The sequence below is a fragment of the Bacillus sp. SRL543 genome (assembly GCF_984799205.1).
This window is the reverse complement of the sequence record NZ_OZ481794.1, coordinates 4,083,723-4,106,303: the sequence shown is the minus strand read 5'-3', so window position 1 is coordinate 4,106,303 and position 22,581 is coordinate 4,083,723. Positions and strand designations below refer to the sequence as shown.

At 41.9% G+C, this 22,581-nt stretch carries 18 protein-coding genes and 2 tRNA genes; 17 read left to right on the top strand and 3 right to left on the bottom strand.

The window, feature by feature from the left end; all coding sequences use genetic code 11:
* Window positions 1–144: 144 nt before the first annotated feature.
* From AC4E8B_RS20995 to AC4E8B_RS20965, 7 genes are all read left to right on the top strand, one after another.
* Window positions 145–1,644: a tetratricopeptide repeat protein gene (locus AC4E8B_RS20995; RefSeq protein WP_490215342.1), complete on the top strand. Its 1,500-nt coding sequence runs from the start codon at window positions 145–147 to the stop codon at window positions 1,642–1,644.
* A 219-nt stretch (window positions 1,645–1,863) separates the two neighbouring features.
* Window positions 1,864–2,814 carry a thioredoxin-disulfide reductase gene (gene trxB / locus AC4E8B_RS20990; RefSeq protein WP_490215341.1) on the top strand — a complete coding sequence of 317 codons (951 nt, stop codon included), beginning with the start codon at window positions 1,864–1,866 and terminating at the stop codon, window positions 2,812–2,814.
* A 583-nt stretch (window positions 2,815–3,397) separates the two neighbouring features.
* Window positions 3,398–3,856 carry an 8-oxo-dGTP diphosphatase gene (locus AC4E8B_RS20985; protein WP_490215339.1) on the top strand — a complete coding sequence of 153 codons (459 nt, stop codon included), beginning with the start codon at window positions 3,398–3,400 and terminating at the stop codon, window positions 3,854–3,856.
* A 29-nt stretch (window positions 3,857–3,885) separates the two neighbouring features.
* Window positions 3,886–4,779 carry an RNase adapter RapZ gene (rapZ, locus tag AC4E8B_RS20980; RefSeq protein WP_490215338.1) on the top strand — a complete coding sequence of 298 codons (894 nt, stop codon included), beginning with the start codon at window positions 3,886–3,888 and terminating at the stop codon, window positions 4,777–4,779.
* Window positions 4,776–5,759, top strand: a complete 984-nt coding sequence (locus tag AC4E8B_RS20975) for a gluconeogenesis factor YvcK family protein (protein WP_490215336.1) — start codon at window positions 4,776–4,778, stop codon at window positions 5,757–5,759. Before rapZ ends, AC4E8B_RS20975 begins: the two co-directional genes overlap by 4 nt.
* 41 nt (window positions 5,760–5,800) lie before the next feature.
* On the top strand, window positions 5,801–6,751 hold the full coding sequence (whiA, locus tag AC4E8B_RS20970) for a DNA-binding protein WhiA (protein ID WP_490215335.1): 951 nt from the start codon (window positions 5,801–5,803) through the stop codon (window positions 6,749–6,751).
* 30 nt (window positions 6,752–6,781) lie between these two features.
* Complete coding sequence (locus AC4E8B_RS20965) at window positions 6,782–7,039, top strand: HPr family phosphocarrier protein (RefSeq protein WP_490215333.1); 258 nt, start codon at window positions 6,782–6,784, stop codon at window positions 7,037–7,039.
* A gap of 93 nt (window positions 7,040–7,132) precedes the next feature.
* Here the strand turns inward: AC4E8B_RS20965 and clpP are convergent, their stop codons facing one another.
* Window positions 7,133–7,738, bottom strand: coding sequence for an ATP-dependent Clp endopeptidase proteolytic subunit ClpP (clpP, locus tag AC4E8B_RS20960; RefSeq protein WP_490215332.1), 606 nt, complete (start codon window positions 7,736–7,738; stop codon window positions 7,133–7,135).
* 337 nt (window positions 7,739–8,075) lie between these two features.
* On the opposite strand from clpP, the gene AC4E8B_RS20955 reads away from it, so the two are divergent.
* A complete protein-coding gene (locus AC4E8B_RS20955) occupies window positions 8,076–8,582 on the top strand; it encodes a DUF6241 domain-containing protein (RefSeq protein ID WP_490215330.1) in 507 nt (168 codons plus the stop codon).
* Between the two features lie 97 nt (window positions 8,583–8,679).
* Window positions 8,680–8,751 (top strand) — tRNA-Arg (locus tag AC4E8B_RS20950).
* Between the two features lie 439 nt (window positions 8,752–9,190).
* Here AC4E8B_RS20950 and AC4E8B_RS20945 read toward each other — a convergent pair.
* The gene (locus tag AC4E8B_RS20945; protein ID WP_490215329.1) at window positions 9,191–10,348 is read right to left on the bottom strand and encodes a DUF4062 domain-containing protein; all 1,158 of its coding nucleotides are present in this window, start codon (window positions 10,346–10,348) and stop codon (window positions 9,191–9,193) included.
* 327 nt (window positions 10,349–10,675) lie between these two features.
* Between AC4E8B_RS20945 and hsdR the strand changes: the two genes are divergently transcribed.
* The 3 genes from hsdR (at window position 10,676) to AC4E8B_RS20930 (ending at window position 16,846) form a co-directional block, all read left to right on the top strand.
* Window positions 10,676–13,882 (top strand): type I restriction-modification system endonuclease, encoded by a 3,207-nt coding sequence (gene hsdR, locus AC4E8B_RS20940; protein WP_490215328.1) that lies wholly within the window; start codon window positions 10,676–10,678, stop codon window positions 13,880–13,882.
* Window positions 13,883–14,015: 133 nt separating this feature from the next.
* Window positions 14,016–15,443, top strand: coding sequence for a class I SAM-dependent DNA methyltransferase (locus AC4E8B_RS20935; protein ID WP_490215326.1), 1,428 nt, complete (start codon window positions 14,016–14,018; stop codon window positions 15,441–15,443).
* Entirely contained in the window at window positions 15,440–16,846 is a 1,407-nt protein-coding gene (locus tag AC4E8B_RS20930; protein ID WP_490215325.1) for a restriction endonuclease subunit S, read from the top strand. Before AC4E8B_RS20935 ends, AC4E8B_RS20930 begins: the two co-directional genes overlap by 4 nt.
* Window positions 16,847–16,949: 103 nt before the next feature.
* Here AC4E8B_RS20930 and AC4E8B_RS20925 read toward each other — a convergent pair whose 3' ends face one another.
* Window positions 16,950–18,017, bottom strand: a complete 1,068-nt coding sequence (locus tag AC4E8B_RS20925; RefSeq protein ID WP_490215324.1) for a hypothetical protein — start codon at window positions 18,015–18,017, stop codon at window positions 16,950–16,952.
* Between the two features lie 319 nt (window positions 18,018–18,336).
* Between AC4E8B_RS20925 and AC4E8B_RS20920 the strand changes: the two genes are divergently transcribed.
* The 5 genes from AC4E8B_RS20920 to gap all read left to right on the top strand — a co-directional run bounded on the left by AC4E8B_RS20920 (window position 18,337) and on the right by gap (window position 22,438).
* Window positions 18,337–18,408, top strand: a tRNA-Arg gene (locus AC4E8B_RS20920).
* A 186-nt stretch (window positions 18,409–18,594) separates the two neighbouring features.
* Window positions 18,595–19,926 (top strand): RNA polymerase factor sigma-54, encoded by a 1,332-nt coding sequence (gene rpoN, locus AC4E8B_RS20915; RefSeq protein WP_490215323.1) that lies wholly within the window; start codon window positions 18,595–18,597, stop codon window positions 19,924–19,926.
* A gap of 32 nt (window positions 19,927–19,958) precedes the next feature.
* The gene (locus tag AC4E8B_RS20910; protein ID WP_490215322.1) at window positions 19,959–20,198 is read left to right on the top strand and encodes a glutaredoxin family protein; all 240 of its coding nucleotides are present in this window, start codon (window positions 19,959–19,961) and stop codon (window positions 20,196–20,198) included.
* A 152-nt stretch (window positions 20,199–20,350) separates the two neighbouring features.
* Window positions 20,351–21,373 (top strand): sugar-binding transcriptional regulator, encoded by a 1,023-nt coding sequence (locus tag AC4E8B_RS20905; protein WP_490215321.1) that lies wholly within the window; start codon window positions 20,351–20,353, stop codon window positions 21,371–21,373.
* Window positions 21,374–21,430: 57 nt separating this feature from the next.
* Window positions 21,431–22,438, top strand: a complete 1,008-nt coding sequence (gene gap / locus AC4E8B_RS20900; protein WP_490215319.1) for a type I glyceraldehyde-3-phosphate dehydrogenase — start codon at window positions 21,431–21,433, stop codon at window positions 22,436–22,438.
* Window positions 22,439–22,581: the final 143 nt, after the last annotated feature.

The window sequence follows — 22,581 nt, the reverse complement described above, 5'->3', positions numbered from 1 at the left end:
CAGCGCCGATTGAATGCCGTTCACTGAAAAATACTAATCTCATTCTGCTCTTCTCCGGCGGCTTGCACATGTGATATACTACTGTAGTTAAGGCTGGCGCAGGTGTGCGAGTGATTTGCCTGCTGCCTAGAGATGAGGGATTACATGAGCAAGGACTCAAAAGCAAGACAACCGATGGGGAAACTACTTACATTCATCCCGACTGGCGAATATTATTTTTCAAAAGGTGTCAAATCTTTTCACCGCCGGGATTTTCATAAAGCAAGCAAATATCTGCAGCGTGCGATGCAGCTGGAGCCGGGTGAACCGATGATTGTCTGCCAGCTGGCGATCGTGTACACAGAATTGAATGAATACCAGAAATCGAATAAGCTGCTGCATCTGGTCCTGGAGGAGCTTGACGAGGAAATGGCTGAATGCCATTACTTCCTTGCCAATAATTATGCCCACCTTGGGTACTTCAAGGATGCTTATCAGCATGCCAATACGTATATAGAGCTTGAGCCGGACGGGGAATTCATTGAGGATACGGAAGACCTTCTGGAGCTGCTCACACTGGAGGCTGAAGATCTGGATGAAGAGCTGTATGAGCAGGATGATCTGATCACCAAGCAGGAGCAGGCAAGAGAGCTTCTTGAATCAGGGCACTTCCCGAAGGCAGTGGAAATCTTGAGCACGGTGATTGAGGATTATCCGGAATACTGGTCTGCCTACAATAACTTGGCGCTTGCCCATTTTTACCTGGGAGAAGTGAACAAGGCGAACGATATCCTTGATGATGTGCTTGTGCGCAATCAGGGCAATCTTCATGCGCTCTGCAATAAGCTCGTGTTTGCCTATTATCAGCACGATCTTGATGAAGTGAAGGTTCTAATAGAAACTTTGAAAAAGATCCAGCCTCTTCTGATCGAGCATCAGTTCAAGCTGGGGGCGACCTTTGCGCTTGTCGGTGAATACAAGCCGGCCTTCAAGTGGCTGCGCAAGCTTCACAAGTCAGGCTATGAGGGGGATGGCGCCTTTTATTACTGGCTTTCTTATTCTTCCTATTTTACGGGGAAAGAGGACCTGGCCAGGAACTTCTGGAAAAGGGTGCTGGAATACAGCCCTGAGAAGGCGGGCCTTGAGCCATGGAACGAAGATAAGCCGGAAACGGCCGGTTTCGAAGACCATCTGGATTCTATCTATAAAAAGATGAACAGTGAATATGCGGAGGAACGCTTATTTGCTCTTTTCCTTGCTTCAAAATCAGGCAGCAAAGACCAGATCCTTGCAAGCAGGGATGTAAAGCAGAATCCAAGATTCACTGGCGCTGACCGTGAATACGCAGCATTGATCGAAATGGATGCCGGTGATAAAAACAGCGCAAGAATCGCCCATGAAACGGCGGAGCTTCTTTATCAGCACCACAAGCCGATCGGGACAGTCGAAGCGGGGTTGTATCTGGCATGGTTCACTGTATTCACTAAAGCCGAAGAGCAGGGCCTTCTTGCTAAAAATGCAAAAGCATGGGCAGGTGCCGTGGAATATGTCTGGAGAAAGCAGCGCAGTGAAAAAGTCTCGCAGCAAAGCGTCGCAGCTCAGTACGGACTTTCTGCTTCCACACTGCAGAAGTATGTAAAATCAGTCAGCAGCATCCTGAATTGAGCAGATTCATGGACTGTATCCTGATTGTTTTATAGGATATGGTTAGTAAGGAAATACTATTGAAACAACCGCTGTTTTTCTTGGGAATAAACGCACTGCTCCCTCAGTTCCTTCTGCCTGCCAAGGCTGGTAAAGGCAATTTTGCAGGGCGGTAATATGATAAAAGAAAAAGCATTTCTCGGGGGAATCAGCAAAGTCCTAGTGAAGGAGTGGAGCAAGATGACAGAAGAAAAAATTTATGATGTCATCATCGCTGGCGCAGGGCCGGCCGGAATGACAGCTGCTGTGTATACATCCCGCGCCAACCTGTCTACATTGATGATTGAACGCGGCGTGCCGGGAGGGCAAATGGCCAACACAGAAGAAGTCGAAAACTATCCTGGTTTCGATCATATCCTGGGCCCTGACCTGTCCACTAAAATGTTCGATCACGCCAAGAAGTTCGGCGCCGAATATGCATATGGCGATATCAAAGAAATCATCGACGGTGAAGAATACAAAACCGTTATTGCAGGATCAAAACAATACAAAGCCCGCGCTGTAATCATTACAACGGGTGCTGAATATAAAAAAATCGGTGTTCCGGGTGAAAAAGAGCTCGGCGGCCGCGGTGTATCTTATTGTGCTGTCTGTGATGGCGCGTTCTTCAAAGGCAAAGAGCTTGTCGTTGTCGGCGGAGGGGATTCAGCTGTCGAGGAGGGCGTCTACCTGACCCGCTTCGCGGAAAAGGTGACCATCGTCCACCGCCGCGATGAGCTGCGCGCACAGGCAATCCTTCAGCAGCGCGCCTTTGACAATGAGAAGGTTGATTTCATCTGGAACTCTACAATAAAAGAAATCAATGAGAGCGAAGGCAAGGTAGGAAGTGTAACGCTTGTTTCTACTGAAAATGGGGAAGAGCGCGAATTCAAGGCAGATGGCGTATTCATCTACATTGGCATGGTGCCATTGTCCAAACCTTTCCAAAGCCTTGGCATCACCAATGATAACGGCTATATCGAAACGAACGAACGCATGGAAACAAAGGTTCCCGGCATTTTCGCTGCCGGCGACATCCGCGAGAAAATGCTTCGCCAGATCGTGACAGCAACAGGCGACGGCAGCATCGCCGCCCAAAGTGCCCAGCACTATGTGGAAGAACTGATGGAATCTTTAAAGGCGAAAGCTTAATAATGGTTGAAAAGAGCGTCCGTTTTTAAAATGGGCGCTCTTTTCATTCTCTGTCTGGGGCAGGTCAGCGGCATGCCGGAGGTTCCTATAAAAAAATCAAAAGATGCCGCTTCCAACCTGATGCGGCAATAGGCCATAAGCCGCATGGTACAAGGGTTTCGGGCATCTTTTTACCAAAGAAATAAAAAGTCATTTTGTTTTAATCGTACTGTAACAGTAGTGCAATAAACATCGGGTAATATAGGAATAGAAATTGACCCCCTTTTAAGATATAATCCTTTGTGCAGCACAGGCATACATAGCCTGTGCTCTTTTTTTTGGGGCGAAGGCAAGACGCCTTTGCATTTCAATTTGTCCAGCTCCGGCGGCTAGAGCCTCGAGTCATAAGCCACAAAAGAATTAAAGGCAAAGAACGCCTTTTATTCTTTTGCGTCTTATGCTTGTCGGCTCTGGGCGAGCCGCCTCCGCATTTCATTTTTTCATTTCATTGTGGGTGCATGACAAAAATAGTATAATAAAAAGAATATATTCGACAGGACTGCCTTTGCGGCGGTCAGGAGAAGGAAATGCTGAGGTGAGGCTGTTGCAGCGGGTCACGAATTGTGTGCTGTTGAAGGGAAATCAAGTATTGCTTTTGCAAAAACCGAGACGTGGCTGGTGGGTTGCGCCCGGAGGAAAGATGGAGCCGGGTGAATCGGTCCGGGATTCCTGCATCAGGGAATTTCGCGAGGAGACAGGCATATACTTAAGAAACCCGGGCTTGAAGGGGATTTTTACCTTCATTATGAAAGACGGGGATAAAGTGCTTTCTGAATGGATGATGTTTACTTTCCTTGCACGGGAGTCTGATGGCATCAATCTGGATGAATCGGAGGAAGGAAAGCTGGCCTGGCATGATTTTGATGATATCAAGAAGCTGCCAATGGCTGCAGGTGATTATCACATCCTTGAATATATGATTCATGGAAATGGAATTATTTACGGGACGTTTACTTATACGCCGAATTTTGAGCTTTTAAGCTACCGGCTGGACCCGAGCTAAATAATATAGATTACAGGGGGAGAATAGGAATGAGCAGCGGTGCGGCTATAGACACACAAATGGTCATTATAACAGGTATGTCAGGAGCAGGGAAAACAGTGGCGATCCAGAGTTTTGAGGATCTTGGCTTTTTCTGTGTGGATAACCTGCCTCCGACTCTGCTTCCGAAATTTCTTGAACTGATGAAGGAATCAGGGAATAAGATGAATAAGGTTGCACTGGTCATGGACCTTCGCGGCAGGGAGTTCTTTGATCATTTATTCAAGGCGCTGGACGATTTGGCCGAAACTTCATGGGTGGCTCCGCAGATTTTGTATCTGGATGCAGATGATTCTACATTGGTCAGGCGCTACAAAGAAACGCGGCGCTCCCATCCCCTTGCTCCATCAGGTCTGCCTCTTGAAGGCATCAAGCTTGAAAGGGAGCTGCTGGAGGAGCTGAAGGGAAGGGCCCGGCTGATATACAAAACATCCAACATGAAGCCGCGGGAACTGAGGGAGAAAATCCTTGATGAGTTTTCTGTCAACCGGAAGACAACGTTCACGGTCAATGTGATGTCATTCGGCTTTAAGCACGGCCTTCCGATTGACGCAGATCTTGTGTTTGATGTACGTTTTCTGCCGAACCCCCATTACATCGAGAGCATGAGGCCGAAAACCGGCTTGGACGAAGATGTGTCGACGTATGTTTTGAAATGGAATGAAACCAATAAATTTCTCGAAAAGGTTACAGACCTGCTGAGCTTCATGCTCCCTCACTATAAGCGCGAGGGCAAGTCCCAGCTGGTGATCGCGATTGGCTGCACAGGCGGCCAGCACCGTTCTGTAGCGCTCGCTGAGTATATTGCCCGCTTTTATGAAGCGGATTACCATACACACATCACTCACCGCGATATCGAGAGGAGAAAGGATAAAACAACATGACAGGTACAGAACAGCCTAGAATCGTCATCATAGGGGGAGGCACCGGTCTCCCGGTCCTCCTGCGCGGCTTGAAAAAGCATCCTGCAGATATCACGGCCATCGTGACGGTGGCCGATGATGGCGGGAGCTCGGGGCGCCTCCGGAACGAACTGCAGATTCCTCCCCCTGGGGATATTCGAAATGTTTTAGCTGCACTGTCGGACGTGGAGCCGCTCATTGAGGAAATGTTCCAGCACAGGTTCAGCACTGCGAATGAGCTTTCCGGCCATTCACTCGGCAATCTGATCCTTGCTGCCATGACCTCGATCACAGGCAATTTCACTCATGCCATCCAGGAAATGAGCAAGGTCCTGAATGTAAGGGGAAAGGTGCTCCCGGCCGCTGACCAGAGTGTCGTCCTTCATGCCGAGATGGAGGATGGATCGATTGTTTCCGGAGAATCAAAGATTCCATACTCGGGGAAAAGGATCAAAAAAGTGTTCCTCAGCCCGGGGGATATCAATGCCCTGCCGGAAACCATCCAGGCCATCAGGCAGGCTGACCTTATCATCATCGGGCCTGGCAGCCTTTACACAAGCATTCTTCCTAACCTCCTCGTTCCGAACCTGGGAAGAGAGGTCTGCAATGCGAAAGCCAAAAAAGTATATATCTGCAATCTGATGACACAGGCCGGGGAGACGCTTGATTTTACGGCGAGCGACCATGTGAAGGCAATATATGACCATATGAACTGTTCTTTTATCAATACGATACTTGTCAATAATGAAGATATTCCGATAGAAATACAGGAGCGGTACAGCGAGGAGCTGGCCAAGCCTGTCCATTATGATGTTGCCAACCTGCAGGGGCTGGGCCTCGAGGTGGTCCACGGCGAGATTGTCAGCCTGGACGGAGGCGTCATCCGCCATGATACACAGGAAGTGGCAAATATTTTATTTTCTTTACTAATAAATGAAACCAGCAAGCGATATAAAGCGTAAATATAAATGTGCAAGCGTTTGTCTGGGCGGGGGGTGAAGGTATGTCTTTCGCTTCGGAAACGAAAAAGGAATTAACCAACCTTGAAGTTAAAGACTGCTGCGGAAAAGCTGAATTATCAGCGCTAATTCGGATGAACGGGTCACTCTCTTTTTCCAGCCGGAAATTAATTGTGGATATCCAGACAGAGAATGCCGCGATAGCGAGAAGGATTTATACACTGACGAAAAAGAATTACACCGTTCAAGTAGAGCTGCTTGTACGAAAGAAGATGCGCCTGAAAAAGAACAATGTTTATATTGTAAGGCTGGCGCAGCAGGCGCAGGAAATACTCGCCGACCTGAAGATCCTTAAAGCGGGATTTGATTTTACACATGATATTTCTGAGGAGCTTGTGAAGAAAAAATGCTGCAAGCGCTCCTATCTGCGCGGCGCCTTCCTTGCCGGCGGATCGGTGAACAACCCTGAAACATCTTCTTATCACTTGGAAATTTTTTCACTATACAAAGAGCATAATGATTCTTTGTGTGAATTGATGAATATATTTGGCTTGAACAGCAAGACGCTTGAAAGAAAGAAAGGCTTTATCACGTATTTGAAGGAAGCGGAAAAGATCACCGAATTCCTGAACATCATCGGTGCCCACGGAGCGCTGATGCGCTTTGAGGATATCCGGATTGTCAGGGATATGAGGAACTCGGTGAACAGGCTTGTAAACTGCGAGACCGCCAATCTTAATAAAACAATCGGGGCGGCCCTCAGGCAGGTTGAGAATATCCGTTATATCAAGGAAACTGTCGGGCTTGATATACTCCCGGAAAAGCTCAGGGAAATAGCAGAGCTCCGGGTGGCCTATCAGGATGTGACCCTGAAAGAGCTTGGGGAAATGGTTTCAGGCAGCCATATCAGCAAATCAGGCATTAATCACCGCCTAAGAAAAATAGATGAAATAGCAGAAAAACTGCGTTTAGGCGAATCTATAAAAGGCAATTAGAAATAAGATAATATGGGAGGTTAGAGAGAAATGGTTGAAAAACAAGTGGAAGTAAAGCTGCGGACCGGCCTGCAGGCCCGTCCTGCCGCCCTGTTTGTTCAGGAGGCAAACCGATTTTCCTCAGATATCTTTTTGGAGAAAGACGGAAAGAAGGTCAATGCAAAAAGCATCATGGGCCTTATGAGCCTGGCAGTCAGCTCAGGCTCAGTTGTAAACCTGGTGGCTGATGGAAGTGATGAAGAGGAAGCACTCGATGAGCTTTCGAAATATATCCAGCAGGAAAGCTGAAAAATCTGAAAAGCACCCTTGGCATTTATGCCGGGCGCTTTTTCTTTTTGCAGCAAAAAAAGAGAGCTGATCCTGTCAGCTCTCTTTACTCTTTTACTTGTCTTTCTTTTCTTCCAGGACATTGCGGGTGATGATCTGGTCGATCAGCCCGTATTCCAATGCTCTCTCAGCTGTCATGAAATTATCGCGGTCAGTATCTTTTGCGATCACTTCAAGCGGCTGGCCTGTACGTTCTGAAAGGATCTGGTTCAGCTTTTCGCGAAGGAAAAGAATGCGCTTTGCGGCAATTTCAATTTCCGTTGCCTGGCCCTGCGCTCCGCCCAGCGGCTGATGGATCATGACTTCACTGTTTGGAAGGGTATAACGCTTGCCTTTCTCGCCTGCTGCCAAAAGGAATGCACCCATGGAAGCGGCCATCCCGATGCAGACTGTGGAAACCTTCGGACGGATGTACTGCATCGTATCATATATCGCCATACCGGCAGTGATGCTGCCGCCAGGGCTGTTGATGTACAAAGTGATATCCTTTTCAGGGTTCTCTGCTTCCAGGAATAGCAGCTGCGCTACAATGGAGTTAGACACATTATCATCGATCGCACTTCCAAGCATGATGATGCGGTCTTTCAGAAGGCGTGAATAAATATCATATGCGCGCTCGCCCCTGTTTGTCTGTTCAATAACTGTAGGGATTAAATTCATTTGTCAGTTCCTCCTTCAAGATAAAGATCCAACATACAACGGATTAAAGCATGTTCTTCCATAAGAAGAAATATTTTGGGTTCTGTATGTAATCATTATGATACACTCATGGTCAATAAAGGTCAAACAAATCGCTTATGGAAATCCAATATATGCTGCAATCATTTTATTCTCTCTTTTGCAGGATATACCTGCTTAATGCCGTATAATAATTGCATTGATAAAAATTTCCTTATCCATAACCATCATACCCACCTCTTCTTTTTTTAAACAAACACGATGTAAATCGGAGCAGTGGTATGGACATGTAAATCAGATGATTTTGGAGGCTGCCGTTTTGTCAAAAAAGAAACAATCATTTTTTCACAACAAGCTGCGCCTGGCTGGGCTGGGCCTGATCATCCTGGCGCTTGCAGGGTTTGCTGCCTATAATTATGCCTCATCCGGAAAAGGAGAGCGTGCTGCAGAAGAAAGGACTGCTGATTCCAAAGGGGAAAAGGATTTGAAAAAGCTCTTTCCCGACAATATGGAAGAAACAGCTGTCCAGCAGGCCATCCATGATATGAGCCATCAAAAAGTAAAGGCCGAAAGCAAATGGGGTGCCCTGCAGATCACTCCTGACAGGATCAGCAGGCTGATGAATGTGGTCGAAGCCAATGAAATGAACTACCAGCATTCAGATTTATATCTGGATATCCTTGAAAGATGGAGTAAAGGCGACTTTTCGTCTGCAGCCAGGGACCATAACAGCATCTGGAAGCTTCAGGGCGGGACTGTCGGAGAAGCCAAAGGGCTCCTGAGCGAGGAAGAGGAACAAAAGTATATTGAGAAAAAGTTCAAATAAAAAATGGCTGCCTCAAGTCAATTGATCTTTTAGCATTGACAATAAGCTGCCGGTTTTAGTATTATATACTAGTGTCTTATAAAAGACATTAGATATTGCCCTCGTGGTGCAACGGATAGCACGTAAGATTCCGGTTCTTGAGATGTGGGTTCGATTCCTGCCGAGGGCGTACCAATATATCAATGAGTTCCTATGTTTGTATGAGTTTTATACGAGCATAGGAACTTTTTTTGTTTGAGTGCTTTTCATTCGTGTATACCACGCAATGACTAAAAAGATAACGCCTTTTTATTATTATTTCTCCTATATTAAAGAATGCGATACTTTTGTTTAATGAAATATTTGTAAAAATAGTCAGTCAGATATATACTTGGGATCCATTTATGAAACTTTTTAGAGGGGATATGTGAGATAGTAGCAATTAAAGGATCTTACACCTTCATTATTGTTGAGAATCCAAATTCTTTTGGAGATGATTTTTGTAATATTACTTTTGGACAAAAAAAAATATCAAAGCCTATATCACTTTGATACTTTTATATCCATAAGGTCCTGTTTTTTTGACAAATTGGGAATTAGAGGATTAGGCAGCAGTTAAAATTATACTTTTACGATACAGGTTCACCATCTTTGCGAATTACTTCATCAATTATTAGTTGTTTATCATCGAATTGTTTACTATCCTCTGAGTGTTTTTCTTCATATGGTTTTTCAATATATCTGATAAACCTAAATGATGATATTGGATCATCTAAAATTGCGTTTACAATTGCTTGTTTAGAATCGATATTTAAGTGACTCAATTCTTCCCATTGCCTTGAAAAATCATTAACTACCCTTAACGGTATTCTAACTTCAAAGAATGTATCATCCTTTAAAATTACATGTGTAAAACGATCGTTGTTATCAACAATTTCCTTAACGTTAACAGCATTTAATAAGTCACTCCAAGAAATATTTTTGATTAATAAATCATGTCTTCTCATGGTGATTTGATAAAGAAAGTCAATCATACGTCTGTATTTAATTGCACCTTTTGCAGTTTCTTTTAAGTCTGAACTTGAAATAGAGGTCATAATAGCAGTTTTAATATCAGCGATTTGATTTGCTAAATAATCCATTCTTTTTTCATCTAATTGTTTGTTTCTTTGTTCTGCTAACAATCTCTGAAAAAGTCCTGACCACTGTTTTCTTAAATATGATTCTATATCTTCCATTCTTGAAAAAGGTGTAATACTATTGTTTTCATTTCTTAGTCTTAGGAAGTTAATAAACTCAAAGATATAATTTGCGGTGTCAGGCTTATCTATTGAAGGGAAGATTATAGAGTTTATTATCCCCTTATCTTTATTTTTTTCGTAAACTAAGTGATCATGATTTACACTACTATCAATAAACGTAAAGATGGGAATTTCATTTTCAATTGCTTTTAAGACTTCTAATTGAGTAATAGACATACTTTCCTTTTCTTCAAAAACTGCTTGTCCACTACTTAACTCCTTCAATATATCAAAGTTAAGTTCTTCAAATGCTTTTGGTATGGCTTTTCCTCCAAAACGTGAACCTATAATTAAAATTAACATATCACAGTTCTCAACTTCTTTTAAACAACTGGTATGAGTATGGGAGCGTGGATCATAAAGTATATCTGCGTAATCACTCATAACAGGTTCATAACCGAAGTTAGAAACGAATCCTCTTAACTGGGATCTAACTACATTTAAATCATAACAAGTTGATGAAATAAATATTTTAGGATTTGCCATGTTTATCCCTCCATTAAATGATAGGAATAATTATACAACTAATTTTCTAAAAACAGGAGAGTTGAAAAGGAAAAAATGCCATTATATGTTGCTTTTCATTTTTAAATGAAGAGTTTAGTACGATTGGCGACACTATTCTCCTTAAGATATTATCTCACTATAAAATTCAATTTTAACTAATCTATTTAACTTAATGAAATATCGATTTTTATTAACACAAATATAAAAAGTAAAGGACATAACTAGCTACTAACTACGTTATACACTAACTTTTGTAAGTATATAGTATAATGGACACATACAATTATTAGGAAAATGGTGATAACAGTGAATAGCAACTTTTCATTTTACCAAGGGAAATGGGATGTACTTGCTAATTTGGGTGAGACAGCTGAGAGAAATGTATATCATGATCCCCATACAACAGTAATGAAACTGCGATTGTTCGCTGAAACATTGACTAAGTTTATTCTTGCTGCTGAAAATATTAAAGAAGCATATGGTACAACACAAGTAGATCGCATTAACACTTTGAGACGGGAAAGGTTACTTGAGCCTGAAATAATTGATATATTAGAAGCTCTGCGTCGCAAAGGGAATGTAGCGATGCATGAAGCGGATTATGGAAAAGTAGAGGAAGCAAAGGCTTTGTTGCAATTAACGTTCCGCTTGTCTATTTGGTTCATGGAGGTATATGGTGATTGGGACTTTCAAGCATCAGAGTATATAGAACCTCTAGAACAAACAGAACAGAGTACAGAAACACTTCAGAAAGAATATGCGGAGAAAGTCAAAAGGCTTGAAGAAGAATTAGAAGCGATTCGTCAACAGGCGCAAGTGGAACAAGAAGAGGTAAAAATCGAGCGTAAAAAGATTTCCAAAAACTTTATGCGTCGACAGCAATTAACTGAAGCTGAAACACGTACGATTATTGATGGAAAACTACGTGCTGTTGGGTGGGAAGTAGACACAACTGCACTGAATCACCAAAAGAATGGAACGCTGCCAGAGAAAAATCGAAACATGGCAATTGCTGAATGGAAGGTGGATGGCGGCAGGGTTGACTATGCGTTATTTATTGGCTTAAAGCTTGTTGGCTTTATTGAAGCTAAGGCAAAAAAGAAAACGATCCCTGGTGCATTAGAAAGCCAAACCAAAGTGTATGCAAAAAATGTGGTACAAGTCGAAGATGAAGTCATCACACCTACAACTGGTGATTATAAAGTGCCGTTTTTATACGCAACGAATGGTCGACCATACTTGAGGCAACTTCAAGAAGAGTCAGGCATCTGGTTTTGGGATTCACGTAAACCGTTGGAGCATGCTCGCCCACTAGAGGGATGGCACTCACCTGAGGACTTGCAGCTTCTTCTTAGTCAAGATGATAAGGATGCAAATAAACGATTAGAAGAAGAGGATATTACGAAGTTTGGCTTGCGACATTACCAGCAGAGTGCTGTACTCACAGCTGAAGAGGGATTAAAAGAAGGGCAACGAAGAATGCTCATTGCGATGGCAACGGGAACTGGGAAAACTCGTACAGCTATCGCTCTAATGTATCGCTTAATTAAGTCCAAAAAATGTCGCCGGATTCTTTTCCTTGTAGACCGTAATTCATTGGGGAAACAGACAGAGGACGCACTTAAGGATACAAAAATTGAAGGGTACTCATTTGCTGATATATACGATGTAAAGTCTTTAGAAGACATGTCTCCAGAAATTGAAACAAAGGTGCAAATTGCAACAGTACAGGGACTGGTTCGGAGACTTTTCTATAGCGATAACGAAAAGCTTCCAAGTGTAGGCCAATATGATTTTATTATTGTAGATGAAGCACATCGTGGTTATACAAGTGATAGAGAAATGTCAGAAGAAGAATTAGAATTCCGTGATCAAAATGATTATATCAGTCAATATCGACGTGTAATTGATTATTTTGATGCGGCAAGTTTAGGACTTACTGCAACACCTGCTCTTCATACAACAGAGATTTTCGGTATGCCTATTTTTAAGTATTCTTATAGTGAAGCGGTTCTGGATGGCTACTTAGTTGACCATGAACCACCATATCTGTTTAAGACGGAACTTTCACAAGTCGGCATTACTCTTGAAAAAGACGAAGAAGTTGAAGTGTATGATGTGGATAAAGGCGAGATTCAACTAGAAAAAATGGAAGATACCGTTCATTTCGAGGTTGAGCAGTTTAATAAACGAGTGATTACTGAACCTTTTAATCGAGCAGTTCTAAACAAATTGGTCGAATACATTGACCCGACAGGAAAAGAGAAAACCCTTATCTTTGCAGCTACTGATCAACATGCGGATTTGGTTGTTCGGTTACTAAAGGAAGCCTTTAAAGAGCGTGGCGATGAAATTGAAGATGATGCCATTATGAAAATTACTGGCTATATCTATAAGCCATTAGATGCCATTAAAAGGTTTAAGAACGAGCGGCTGCCAAATGTCGTTGTAACGGTTGATTTACTTACCACAGGCATTGACGTTCCACCAATAACAAATATAGTATTCTTACGGCGTATACAGTCTCGTATTCTTTATGATCAAATGCTTGGACGTGCAACCCGTCTTTGTCCCGACATAGGAAAAACACACTTTAACATTTACGATGCAGTGGGCATCTACGATAAATTGCAAAGCTATACAGAAATGAAACCTGTTGTAAAGAAACAAAATTACAGTATCGGTGAACTATATGAATCACTTGCCAATGCTGCCACAGAAGATGAAGCTTCGTTTTATCGTGACCAATTGGCAGCGAAAATTCAGCGTCGCAAGCAAAGGTTAAATGAAGAAGGAAAACAAAAGTTTGAAGAACTGTCGAATGGAAAAAATGTGGATGAGTGGGCGAAAGAAATTCAGTCGTATACGCCACAACAAGCAAAACAGCACAACATGTTATTTGAATATATGGAAGCCTATCGGGTAAAAGGCGAGAAACGATATATCTCCAACAAAAAGGATGAAGTAACAGATGTGGTTAGGGGATACGGTGAAGGAAACAAGCGACCTGAAGATTATCTAGAAGGTTTCGTTCGTTTTATCCAAGAAAATATTAATGATATTCCCGCTCTACATCTTATTTGCACACGACCGAAAGATTTAACAAGGCAGGATTTACGAGAACTTATTACCATTCTAGAAACAAAAGGTTTTAAGCAATCTCATTTACAAACAGCTTGGAAACAGACAAAAAATGAAGACATTGCAGCAGATATTATTAGCTTTATTCGTCAAGCTGCATTAGGTGAAGCACTAGTTGCCCATGAAGCACGTATTAAACAGGCGATGCAAAAAGTATATTCACTCCATGATTGGACTCCAAGACAGAAGAAGTGGTTAGAGAGAATCGAAAAACAGTTACTTCAAGTACCAGTTCTTGCTCCAACAGCAGAAGAGGCATTCTCAGAAGAGCCATTTAAAACTTCTGGTGGCTACAAATTGCTGAAGCGTGAGTTCGGTGACTATATTGATACTGTTGTTACCACTATAAATGAGAACCTTTATATTAGTTAACAATGTGCCTCTTCATAGGGGCATTTTTTAAGTTATAATAGATAAGTTACTCTAGCTTTGATTTTCACTTTAATTAGGTTTGAATGAGAATTCAAAATTAAAATATACTCGGAGTTAGCGGGAGGCTAAAAAAATGAACAACCAAGAAATCGTTCAAAAACTATGGAATTTATGTAATGTGTTACGAGATGATGGGATTACCTATCAGCAATATGTAACAGAGTTGACCTACTTATTATTCCTCAAAATGATGAAGGAGCAGGAAACAGAAGGCGTGATTCCAGAAGGATATCGATGGGATGATTTGTTAGATAAAGAAGGCTTGGAATTAAAGACATTTTATCAGCGATTGTTACTTGAATTAGGAAGCAGTGAAAATGAGAGGTTGCGTTTAATATACAGTGATGCTTCTACAAGTATTGCTGAGCCGAAAAACTTAGAAAAAATTATCAAATCCATTGATGCCCTTGATTGGTACAATGCAAAAGAAGAAGGACTAGGCAATCTTTATGAGGGTTTATTAGAGAAGAACGCTAGTGAAAAGAAGTCGGGAGCGGGACAATACTTTACTCCGAGAGTATTGATTGATGTGATGGTACAGCTTATTGATCCAAAAGTTGGAGAACGATGCAACGATCCTGCTTGTGGAACATTCGGTTTCATGATTGCAGCAGACCAATATTTAAAGAATCTAACAGATAATTATTATGACGTAGTAGAAATGGCAGAGTTTCAGAAGAAAGAAGCCTTTACAGGAATGGAACTTGTAAAAGACACGCATCGTCTTGCGTTAATGAATGCTTTGCTTCACAACATGGAAGGACGTTTGGAACAAGGAGATTCTTTGTCTGGGAATGGAAAATGGATGAAGAACTTTGATGTTATCTTAACAAATCCACCGTTTGGTACAAAAAAGGGCGGAGAACGTGTATCTCGTGATGATCTAACGTTTGATACTTCTAACAAACAGTTGAATTTCTTGCAGTTAATTTATAACGCTTTAAAAGATGATGGAGAAGCACGGGCAGCGGTTGTATTGCCAGATAATGTGTTATTTGAAAGTGGTATTGGTTCGCAAATACGTCGTGATTTGATGAATAAATGTAATCTGCATACTATATTACGCTTACCGATTGGGATTTTCTACGCTCAAGGTGTTAAGACAAACGTATTGTTCTTTACAAGAGGAACAACTGACCAAGATAATACGAAGAATGTATGGGTATATGACCTTCGCACAAATATGACTTCATTTGGAAAACGTAATCAGTTAACAATGGCTCATTTTGAAAACTTCATGAAAGCATATGTGGCAGAAGATCGTTTTAAAGTAGAAGATGAGCGTTGGAATGTGTTTTCACGCAAAGAAATTGCGAAGAAGGAAGACAGTTTAGATATTGGATTGATTGATGACGAGTCATTATCATTATATGAAAATTTACCAGACCCGATTGAAACAGCAGAAGAAGCAATAAAAAAATTACAACAAGCCATGGGTTTATTAACTGAAGTTGTTGAAGAATTAAGAACAGTTGAAGAGGATGAGGTGGTCATAAGGTGAGTAAGAAACAAAGGACCATCGAGGAATTAATAGAAGATGCAGTATTATCAAAAGAAGGAAATCAGTTTGAAGTTCCTAATAATTGGGTGGTAGCGAAGACAAATACTGTTGTAGATGTAAGAGATGGGACGCATAATACTCCTGTATATCAAGACGAAGGTATTCCATTAATTACATCAAAAAACTTAAAAAGTGGGAAACTTGACTTCACAACAGCTAAGTTTATAAGTGAAGAAGCACATCTTGAAATATCAAAACGGTCAAATGTTGAAGTAAATGATATATTATTTGCAATGATTGGAACAATTGGTAATCCAGTTTTAATTGAAAAGACTTCTCATGAATTTAGTATTAAGAATGTAGCATTGTTCAAACCAAATATTCAGAGCCTAGATAGTAAGTATTTCTACTACTTTTTACAATCACCAACATATATGAATTATTTGAAAAAAAATGAGAAGGGGAGTACACAAAAATTCGTTCCTTTAAATGTATTAAGGAATGCCCCTCTTTACATTCCCCCTCTAAACGAACAAAAACGGATTGCTAAGAAAGTGGAGCGGCTTTTAAGTAAAATTGAAGAAGCAAGGCAGTTGATTGAAGAAGCGAAGAAAACATTTGAACTTCGTCGAGCAGCTATTTTGGATAAGGCGTTTCGTGGGGAATTAACTAAGAAATGGAGAAAAGCAAATCATAAGGAATTATCAGTTACTGAAGTGGTTCAAACAGACAAAACGTTAATTGATCTACCCTTTAACTGGGAATGGGTTGAGCTGAATACAGTATGCGAAAAAATTACGGATGGTACACATCATAGCCCAAAATCCTATCCGTCTGGGGATTATATGTATATAACAGCCAAGAATATCAAAAAACAAGGTATTCTGTTAGATAATGTTACTTATATATCAAAAGAAGTTCATCAAGAAATATACAGTCGCTGTGATGTAAAGAAAGGTGATGTACTTTACATTAAAGATGGGGCTACTACAGGAATAGCAACGATTAATAATCTGTCTGAGGAGTTTTCGCTCCTATCTTCTGTTGCATTATTAAGACCTAAGAAAGATATTCTGTTATCGAAATATTTAATGTTCTGTCTTAATTCCCCAACTATGAAGAGTAGCATGTTAGGGATGATGTCTGGGAATGCAATTACCCGTTTAACTTTAAAAAAAATTAAACAAGGTATAATCCCATTACCTCCATTTGAAGAACAGAAAAAGATTGTATCTATTTTAGAAAAAGTGACTGCAATTGATGAACAATTAGACCATTTTAGTAGTGTTGAAGATAATATTATGAATTTAACGCAGTCTATTCTCTCTAAAGCATTTAGAGGTGAACTTGGAACAAATGACCCGAGTGACGAAAATGCAATTGAATTACTAAAAAAGGTATGACAAGAACATGTAAGATAATTAAAAAATGACATCCAGTTAGTGAATGTCTTTTGCAACGAAAAAATAGGACGGTAGATTTCTCTTCCGTCCCTCATTTTGTTATTTATTCATATTTTAATAGTTCATCAAGGATGTGGTACTTTAATTGAGTTTGTACTGATTCAGGGTTTAAGTACTTTGCCATGTCGTTAAAGACTCCGTCAATGTCTGCTAGATTAGCATCAGTATAAATTAGTACAAAAATACCGTACTTCTTAAAATAGTCCTTATGCTTCTCCATTTCTCTTTCAAAGTTCTGTTGTGCTTCAGCATTGATTTCTTTTTGTAATTTCCCCTTTGTGCCTTTCAAGTAACCGTGTGTTGACCAAGGTGATAATTCAAACCCATATTTATTCAAGGTCTTTGGATCAATAACCGTGAAATCCAGACGATATTTGTGTTTATCCGCAATCCCGTCATACCTAAATTCTGGTATTAGCAAAGGAACGTTCTCTGGGTTTTCAGAATTTCTAACTAAATCACAATACCTTGCAGCAATTCCCAATTCATACTCCGAACCCGAAGCTCGGACCATTGTATTCTTAAAGAAAGATAGATATTGTTCAATATCGTGGAATTCGATTTTTTCCTCTACAAAAGGAATAACAAGACCCGTTTCTAATATATGTCCAATAGTCCAGTAATTCTTCTTGAAATGTCTTATTTCACTTTGGTCATTTTCCCAATTTCCATTCCTAAATCGTGGAGTAACCAATAGTCCATAGGAAGCATTTTTTTGACCTATCCACATTGTTGCTTCTTCTATTCTTGGACGCTTCTTAGAGAGAGCAGTATAATTCCTCAAATAAGTTCTCTCTAAGAACGTAAATGTATATTCACGCACTATTTTGTGTTTTTGTATTAATAGAAGTAAGTCGTAAACTTTACTCCCCTGTTTTTTGTCACCTATAAAGTCTAGGGTTCTGATTAATCCTTCCATCCATAAAGCAACGAAATGGTCTGGGTCTGAGATTACTTCATTATTTATATCCATGAACTCAGCATGTTTCCCACCAATTTTTGCATTTAGTTGGAGTTGATTAAATCCTGTGACTTCCAATACCTCAGGTAACATTTGCTTTAACTTTTTGGTTCTCACAGTTAATTCTTTACTGATAGCGGTATAAGCCATTTGCAACCCACCCTGTAATCATCTATTTAAATAATAGATGAAACATTTAATGTTTTCAACGAATTCTGATATCTAACAGTGAACAATTTTAATCATGGTGTGTAATATAATTTAGATAACACCTCCTTTTACTAGAAAAAACAGTAGAACTTACTATTGGATAAGTATCTTACCATAGTTCTTTTAACTCAAAAGTGAAATTGTTTGCATGGAGGAGTTTGATTCAGTATCATTATTTATAGGGATAACACGCAATGAAAAACACTCAAACAAACCTAAACCATTGATATAACTACTTCTAAGGGACTTTTTAGCGGATTGTGGTGCAACGGATAGCACGTAAGATTCCGGTTCTTGAGATGTGGGTTCGATTCCTGCCGAGGGCGTACCAAAAGCCTCCTGCCTTTTATAGGGCCGGAGGCTTTTTTCGTTTGAAAGATGCTATACAGCTTCGCGGGATGAACATCATGGAAGCACCTGCCATAGGCCGGAATGCGAAAAGCTTCTGCTTTCTTTATATATATTCCCATTCAACATTCTCCTCCCATCATGTAAAATAGAAGAAGGGGGAATGGCAATGAACATGAATGCAGGTTTATTTCAGCAGCAGTCGCTTAAATTGGCGATGACACAGGAGTTGTCCCAGGCGATTGCGCTCCTTCAATATTCTGCGCTTGAGCTTACGGCTTTTTTGGAGAGCAAGGCGCTGGAGAATCCCCTTATGCAGGTAGAGACAGAAACGGTAAGGGCGATGGATCCGCGCCGCGACAGAGTAAGAGGCACGTACAGCAAGCTGAAAAAGGATGACAGATCCTGGATTGAGCAGATCAGGGCAAAAGACAATCTCCTTGAGGATTATTTGATTTCACAGCTTGAAATAAAATATATATCACCTCTGATGGACAAGATCATCAGAAGGATTATTGCCAGTATAGATGAAAACGGTTACTTTCGTGAAAGTATTGCAGATATTGCGGATGAGCTTAGAGTCAGTGAGGAAGAAGCTGCAGAAGCGCTTGCGGAGATTCAGCTTTTGGAGCCGGCTGGCATTGGGGCGCGGACACTTCAGGAATGCCTTTTGCTTCAGGTGCAGCGGCTTTTGCGGCCGGATGATTTGGCTGAAGTGATGATTGAAGAGCATTTTGAATGGTTTGCCGATAAAAAGTGGAAGCAGCTCGCCTCACTCCTTGGTGTGGAGCTGAAGGATATCCAGCGCGTCTCTGATTTAGTCAGATCGCTCAATCCGAGGCCTGCTGCGGCTTTTTCAAAAGAAAGCGCCGGTTATATTGTCCCTGACGTGGCTGTCAGCTGGGACGGCAGCTCTTTCCTGATCACCGTCCAGGATGAGCAGCTCCCGAAGGTCAGCTTTAACAGCCAGTATTATGAAAACTTTAGGAACAGCGGCGATAAAGAGGTCAGGAAATACCTCCAGGACCGTTCGCAGGATTATAATTGGATCGTCCGCAGTTTGGAACAAAGGAAAGAAACGATCAAAAGAGTTACAATGAAGCTGGTAGAAAAGCAGCAGGGTTTTTTCATTGAAGGGCCTTCCAAGCTGAAGCCAATGACAATGAAAGAAATCGCGGATGAGCTGGAGATCCATGAATCGACTGTAAGCCGGACGGTCCGTGAAAAATATATTCAGACAGCTTATGGCACATATGAGCTGAAGACCTTTTTTACAAGCACGGTGAAAACAACCGGGACCGACGGTGCATCTTCAGCAGGTGTGAAGCAGAAGATATCTGCTATGGTGGAAGCTGAAAATAAGCTGAAGCCTCTTTCTGACTCAGAGATTATGAGCATCCTGGAGAAGGAGGATGCTATCGTCATTTCAAGGCGGACGGTCGCCAAATACAGAGACCAGCTGGGTATACCATCGTCAGCGAAACGCAAAAGATATGAATGAAGAAAGAAGGAACTGCAGTGAAAGCTCGGCATATGCGATTATATACAAGAGAAGGCTGCCATTTGTGCGATAATGCAAAGGAATTAATCCTGAATCTCCAGGCAGAGCATGATTTTGAACTAGAGGAAGTAGATATCAGCTCCAGCGATGATCTGACAGAACGGTATGGGCTGATGATTCCGGTTGTGGAACTGGACGGGGAAGAGGTCCAGTTTGGGCAGATTGATCAAATAACGCTGTATGAAGCGCTTACAGTAAAAAACGAAGCTTAATCAGTTGAATTTGCAAATCACTCCTGCTAAAATGAAATTGTAACAGGGGTGATTTTTTTTGGTTCAAGCGGGACATAATATGTCTATGCGGGACAGAAATTGACCACGTTAGAGCATTCCTATGTGGAATACTTCTAAAAAAGGGGCATGCGATGGACTCATTGATCGATGTACAAAAAAGATTATTGCCTGATTTACTTACTGTTATGCAAAAACGCTACCAAATTCTTCAGTACATAGGTTTTATGCAGCCGGTGGGCCGAAGAAGTCTGGCAGTGAGCCTTGGATCGACGGAAAGAGTGCTTAGAAGCGAGGTTGATTTCCTAAAGAATCAAAATCTTATCTCTGTAGCAAGTTCAGGTATGAATCTGACAGCCGAAGGCAAGGATTTACTGGAAAGACTTGAAAGCATAATGAGAGACATAACGGGTATAGACATACTGGAAGCAAGGCTGAAAGAAATGCTTGGCGTCCGGCAGGTGATTGTGGTTGCCGGCAGCAGTGATGAATCACCATGGGTGAAAAGCGAGCTTGGCAGGGCCTGCGCGGCCAGTATGAAACAGCGGCTGAAGGGCAAGAATACGGTTGCTGTAACGGGCGGATCGACCATGGCATCCGTGGCGGAGATGCTGACGCCCAATCTTTTTGACGACGAATTGCTGTTCGTCCCTGCACGGGGCGGCATCGGCGAAGAGGTCAAAAACCAGGCGAATACAATCTGCGCCATGATGGCGGAGCACACAGCTTCCCGCCATAAATTCCTTCACGTACCGGATCAGGTAAGCAAGACGATGTACGAGACAATCATGAAGGAACCCGTTATTAATGAAGTATTGAATCTGATACAATCCGCTGGAATGGTTTTACATGGAATTGGAGACGCTATAACAATGGCGGAGCGCCGTAAAACGACACCGGAGGACTTATTGAAGATTCAGGAGCGTAAAGCAGTAGGCGAAGCATTCGGCTATTATTTCAATGAAGCGGGCGAAGTGGTCCACAAAGTGCAGACCATAGGGCTGCAGCTCAAGGATCTTGCCCATATCGAGCATGTCATTGCAGTTGCCGGAGGTTCTTCGAAGGCAAAGGCCATCAGGGCCTATATGAAGCAGGCGCCGTCCTCAACGATCCTGATCACAGACGAAGGCGCAGCAAAACAGTTGTTAAAAGGGTAATCCCCTTTAATATAAAACTAACAAATATCCCCACTATTCAAAGGAGGAAATATTAACATGGCAGTTAAAGTTGGTATTAATGGATTTGGAAGAATCGGGCGCAACGTATTCCGCGCAGCACTTAAGAACTCAGAAGTAGAAGTGGTAGCGGTAAACGACCTTACGGATGCAAATATGCTTGCACACCTTTTAAAATATGATACAGTTCACGGCACACTTAACGAAGAAGTTTCTGTAGACGGAGATTTCCTGGTTGTAGGCGGCCAAAGAGTGAAGGTTCTTGCAGAGCGCGATCCTGCCCAGCTTGGATGGGGCGACCTTGGCGTTGAAGTAGTAGTAGAATCTACTGGACGCTTCACAAAGCGCGACGATGCAGCTAAACACTTAGAAGCAGGCGCGAAGAAAGTTATCATCTCAGCTCCGGCTTCTGACGAAGATATCACAATTGTTATGGGTGTTAACCATGACAAATACGATGCAGGCAGCCACCACGTGATTTCAAATGCATCTTGTACAACAAACTGCTTAGCGCCATTTGCTAAAGTATTGAACGACCAGTTCGGAATCAAGCGCGGTATGATGACTACTGTTCACTCATACACAAATGATCAGCAGATCCTTGACCTTCCGCACAAAGACTACCGTCGTGCGCGTGCAGCTGCAGAAAACATCATCCCAACTACAACTGGTGCTGCAAAAGCAGTTTCCCTTGTATTGCCTGAACTGAAAGGCAAGCTGAACGGCGGAGCTATGCGTGTTCCAACTCCAAACGTTTCACTGGTTGACCTTGTTGCTGAGCTTGACAAAGACGTTACAGCTGAAGAAATCAACGCAGCTTTCAAAGCAGCTTCAGAAGGCGACCTTAAAGGAATCCTTGCTTACAGCGAAGAGCCGCTTGTATCAAGCGACTACAACGGAAGCCCGGCTTCTTCTACTATTGATGCATTGTCAACAATGGTTATGGAAGGCAGCATGGTAAAAGTAATCTCTTGGTATGACAACGAGTCCGGCTACTCTAACCGCGTTGTAGACCTTGTAGACTACATTGCAAAGCAAGGCCTTTAATAGGCAGGATTAAATCAATAAAAATGCTATTGTTTTGCTCCCGGATTAACTCCGGTAACCGAAGCTTTCCTCTAAAACCCTGTTTTATTGGATAAAAAAATAGCGAACATCTATAATGATGGGGAAAAGGGGAGCGGGAAACA

Coding starts and splice junctions, on each gene's coding strand:
- AC4E8B_RS20965 (WP_490215333.1), top strand. CDS start 6,782: ATGGTTGAAAAACAAGTGGAAGTAAAGCTGCGGACCGGCCTGCAGGCC.
- AC4E8B_RS20945 (WP_490215329.1), bottom strand. CDS start 10,348: ATGGCAAATCCTAAAATATTTATTTCATCAACTTGTTATGATTTAAAT.
- AC4E8B_RS20910 (WP_490215322.1), top strand. CDS start 19,959: ATGCGATTATATACAAGAGAAGGCTGCCATTTGTGCGATAATGCAAAG.
- AC4E8B_RS20925 (WP_490215324.1), bottom strand. CDS start 18,017: ATGGCTTATACCGCTATCAGTAAAGAATTAACTGTGAGAACCAAAAAG.
- AC4E8B_RS20905 (WP_490215321.1), top strand. CDS start 20,351: ATGGACTCATTGATCGATGTACAAAAAAGATTATTGCCTGATTTACTT.
- trxB (WP_490215341.1), top strand. CDS start 1,864: ATGACAGAAGAAAAAATTTATGATGTCATCATCGCTGGCGCAGGGCCG.
- rpoN (WP_490215323.1), top strand. CDS start 18,595: ATGAACATGAATGCAGGTTTATTTCAGCAGCAGTCGCTTAAATTGGCG.
- clpP (WP_490215332.1), bottom strand. CDS start 7,738: ATGAATTTAATCCCTACAGTTATTGAACAGACAAACAGGGGCGAGCGC.
- AC4E8B_RS20935 (WP_490215326.1), top strand. CDS start 14,016: ATGAACAACCAAGAAATCGTTCAAAAACTATGGAATTTATGTAATGTG.
- gap (WP_490215319.1), top strand. CDS start 21,431: ATGGCAGTTAAAGTTGGTATTAATGGATTTGGAAGAATCGGGCGCAAC.
- AC4E8B_RS20975 (WP_490215336.1), top strand. CDS start 4,776: ATGACAGGTACAGAACAGCCTAGAATCGTCATCATAGGGGGAGGCACC.
- whiA (WP_490215335.1), top strand. CDS start 5,801: ATGTCTTTCGCTTCGGAAACGAAAAAGGAATTAACCAACCTTGAAGTT.
- AC4E8B_RS20995 (WP_490215342.1), top strand. CDS start 145: ATGAGCAAGGACTCAAAAGCAAGACAACCGATGGGGAAACTACTTACA.
- rapZ (WP_490215338.1), top strand. CDS start 3,886: ATGAGCAGCGGTGCGGCTATAGACACACAAATGGTCATTATAACAGGT.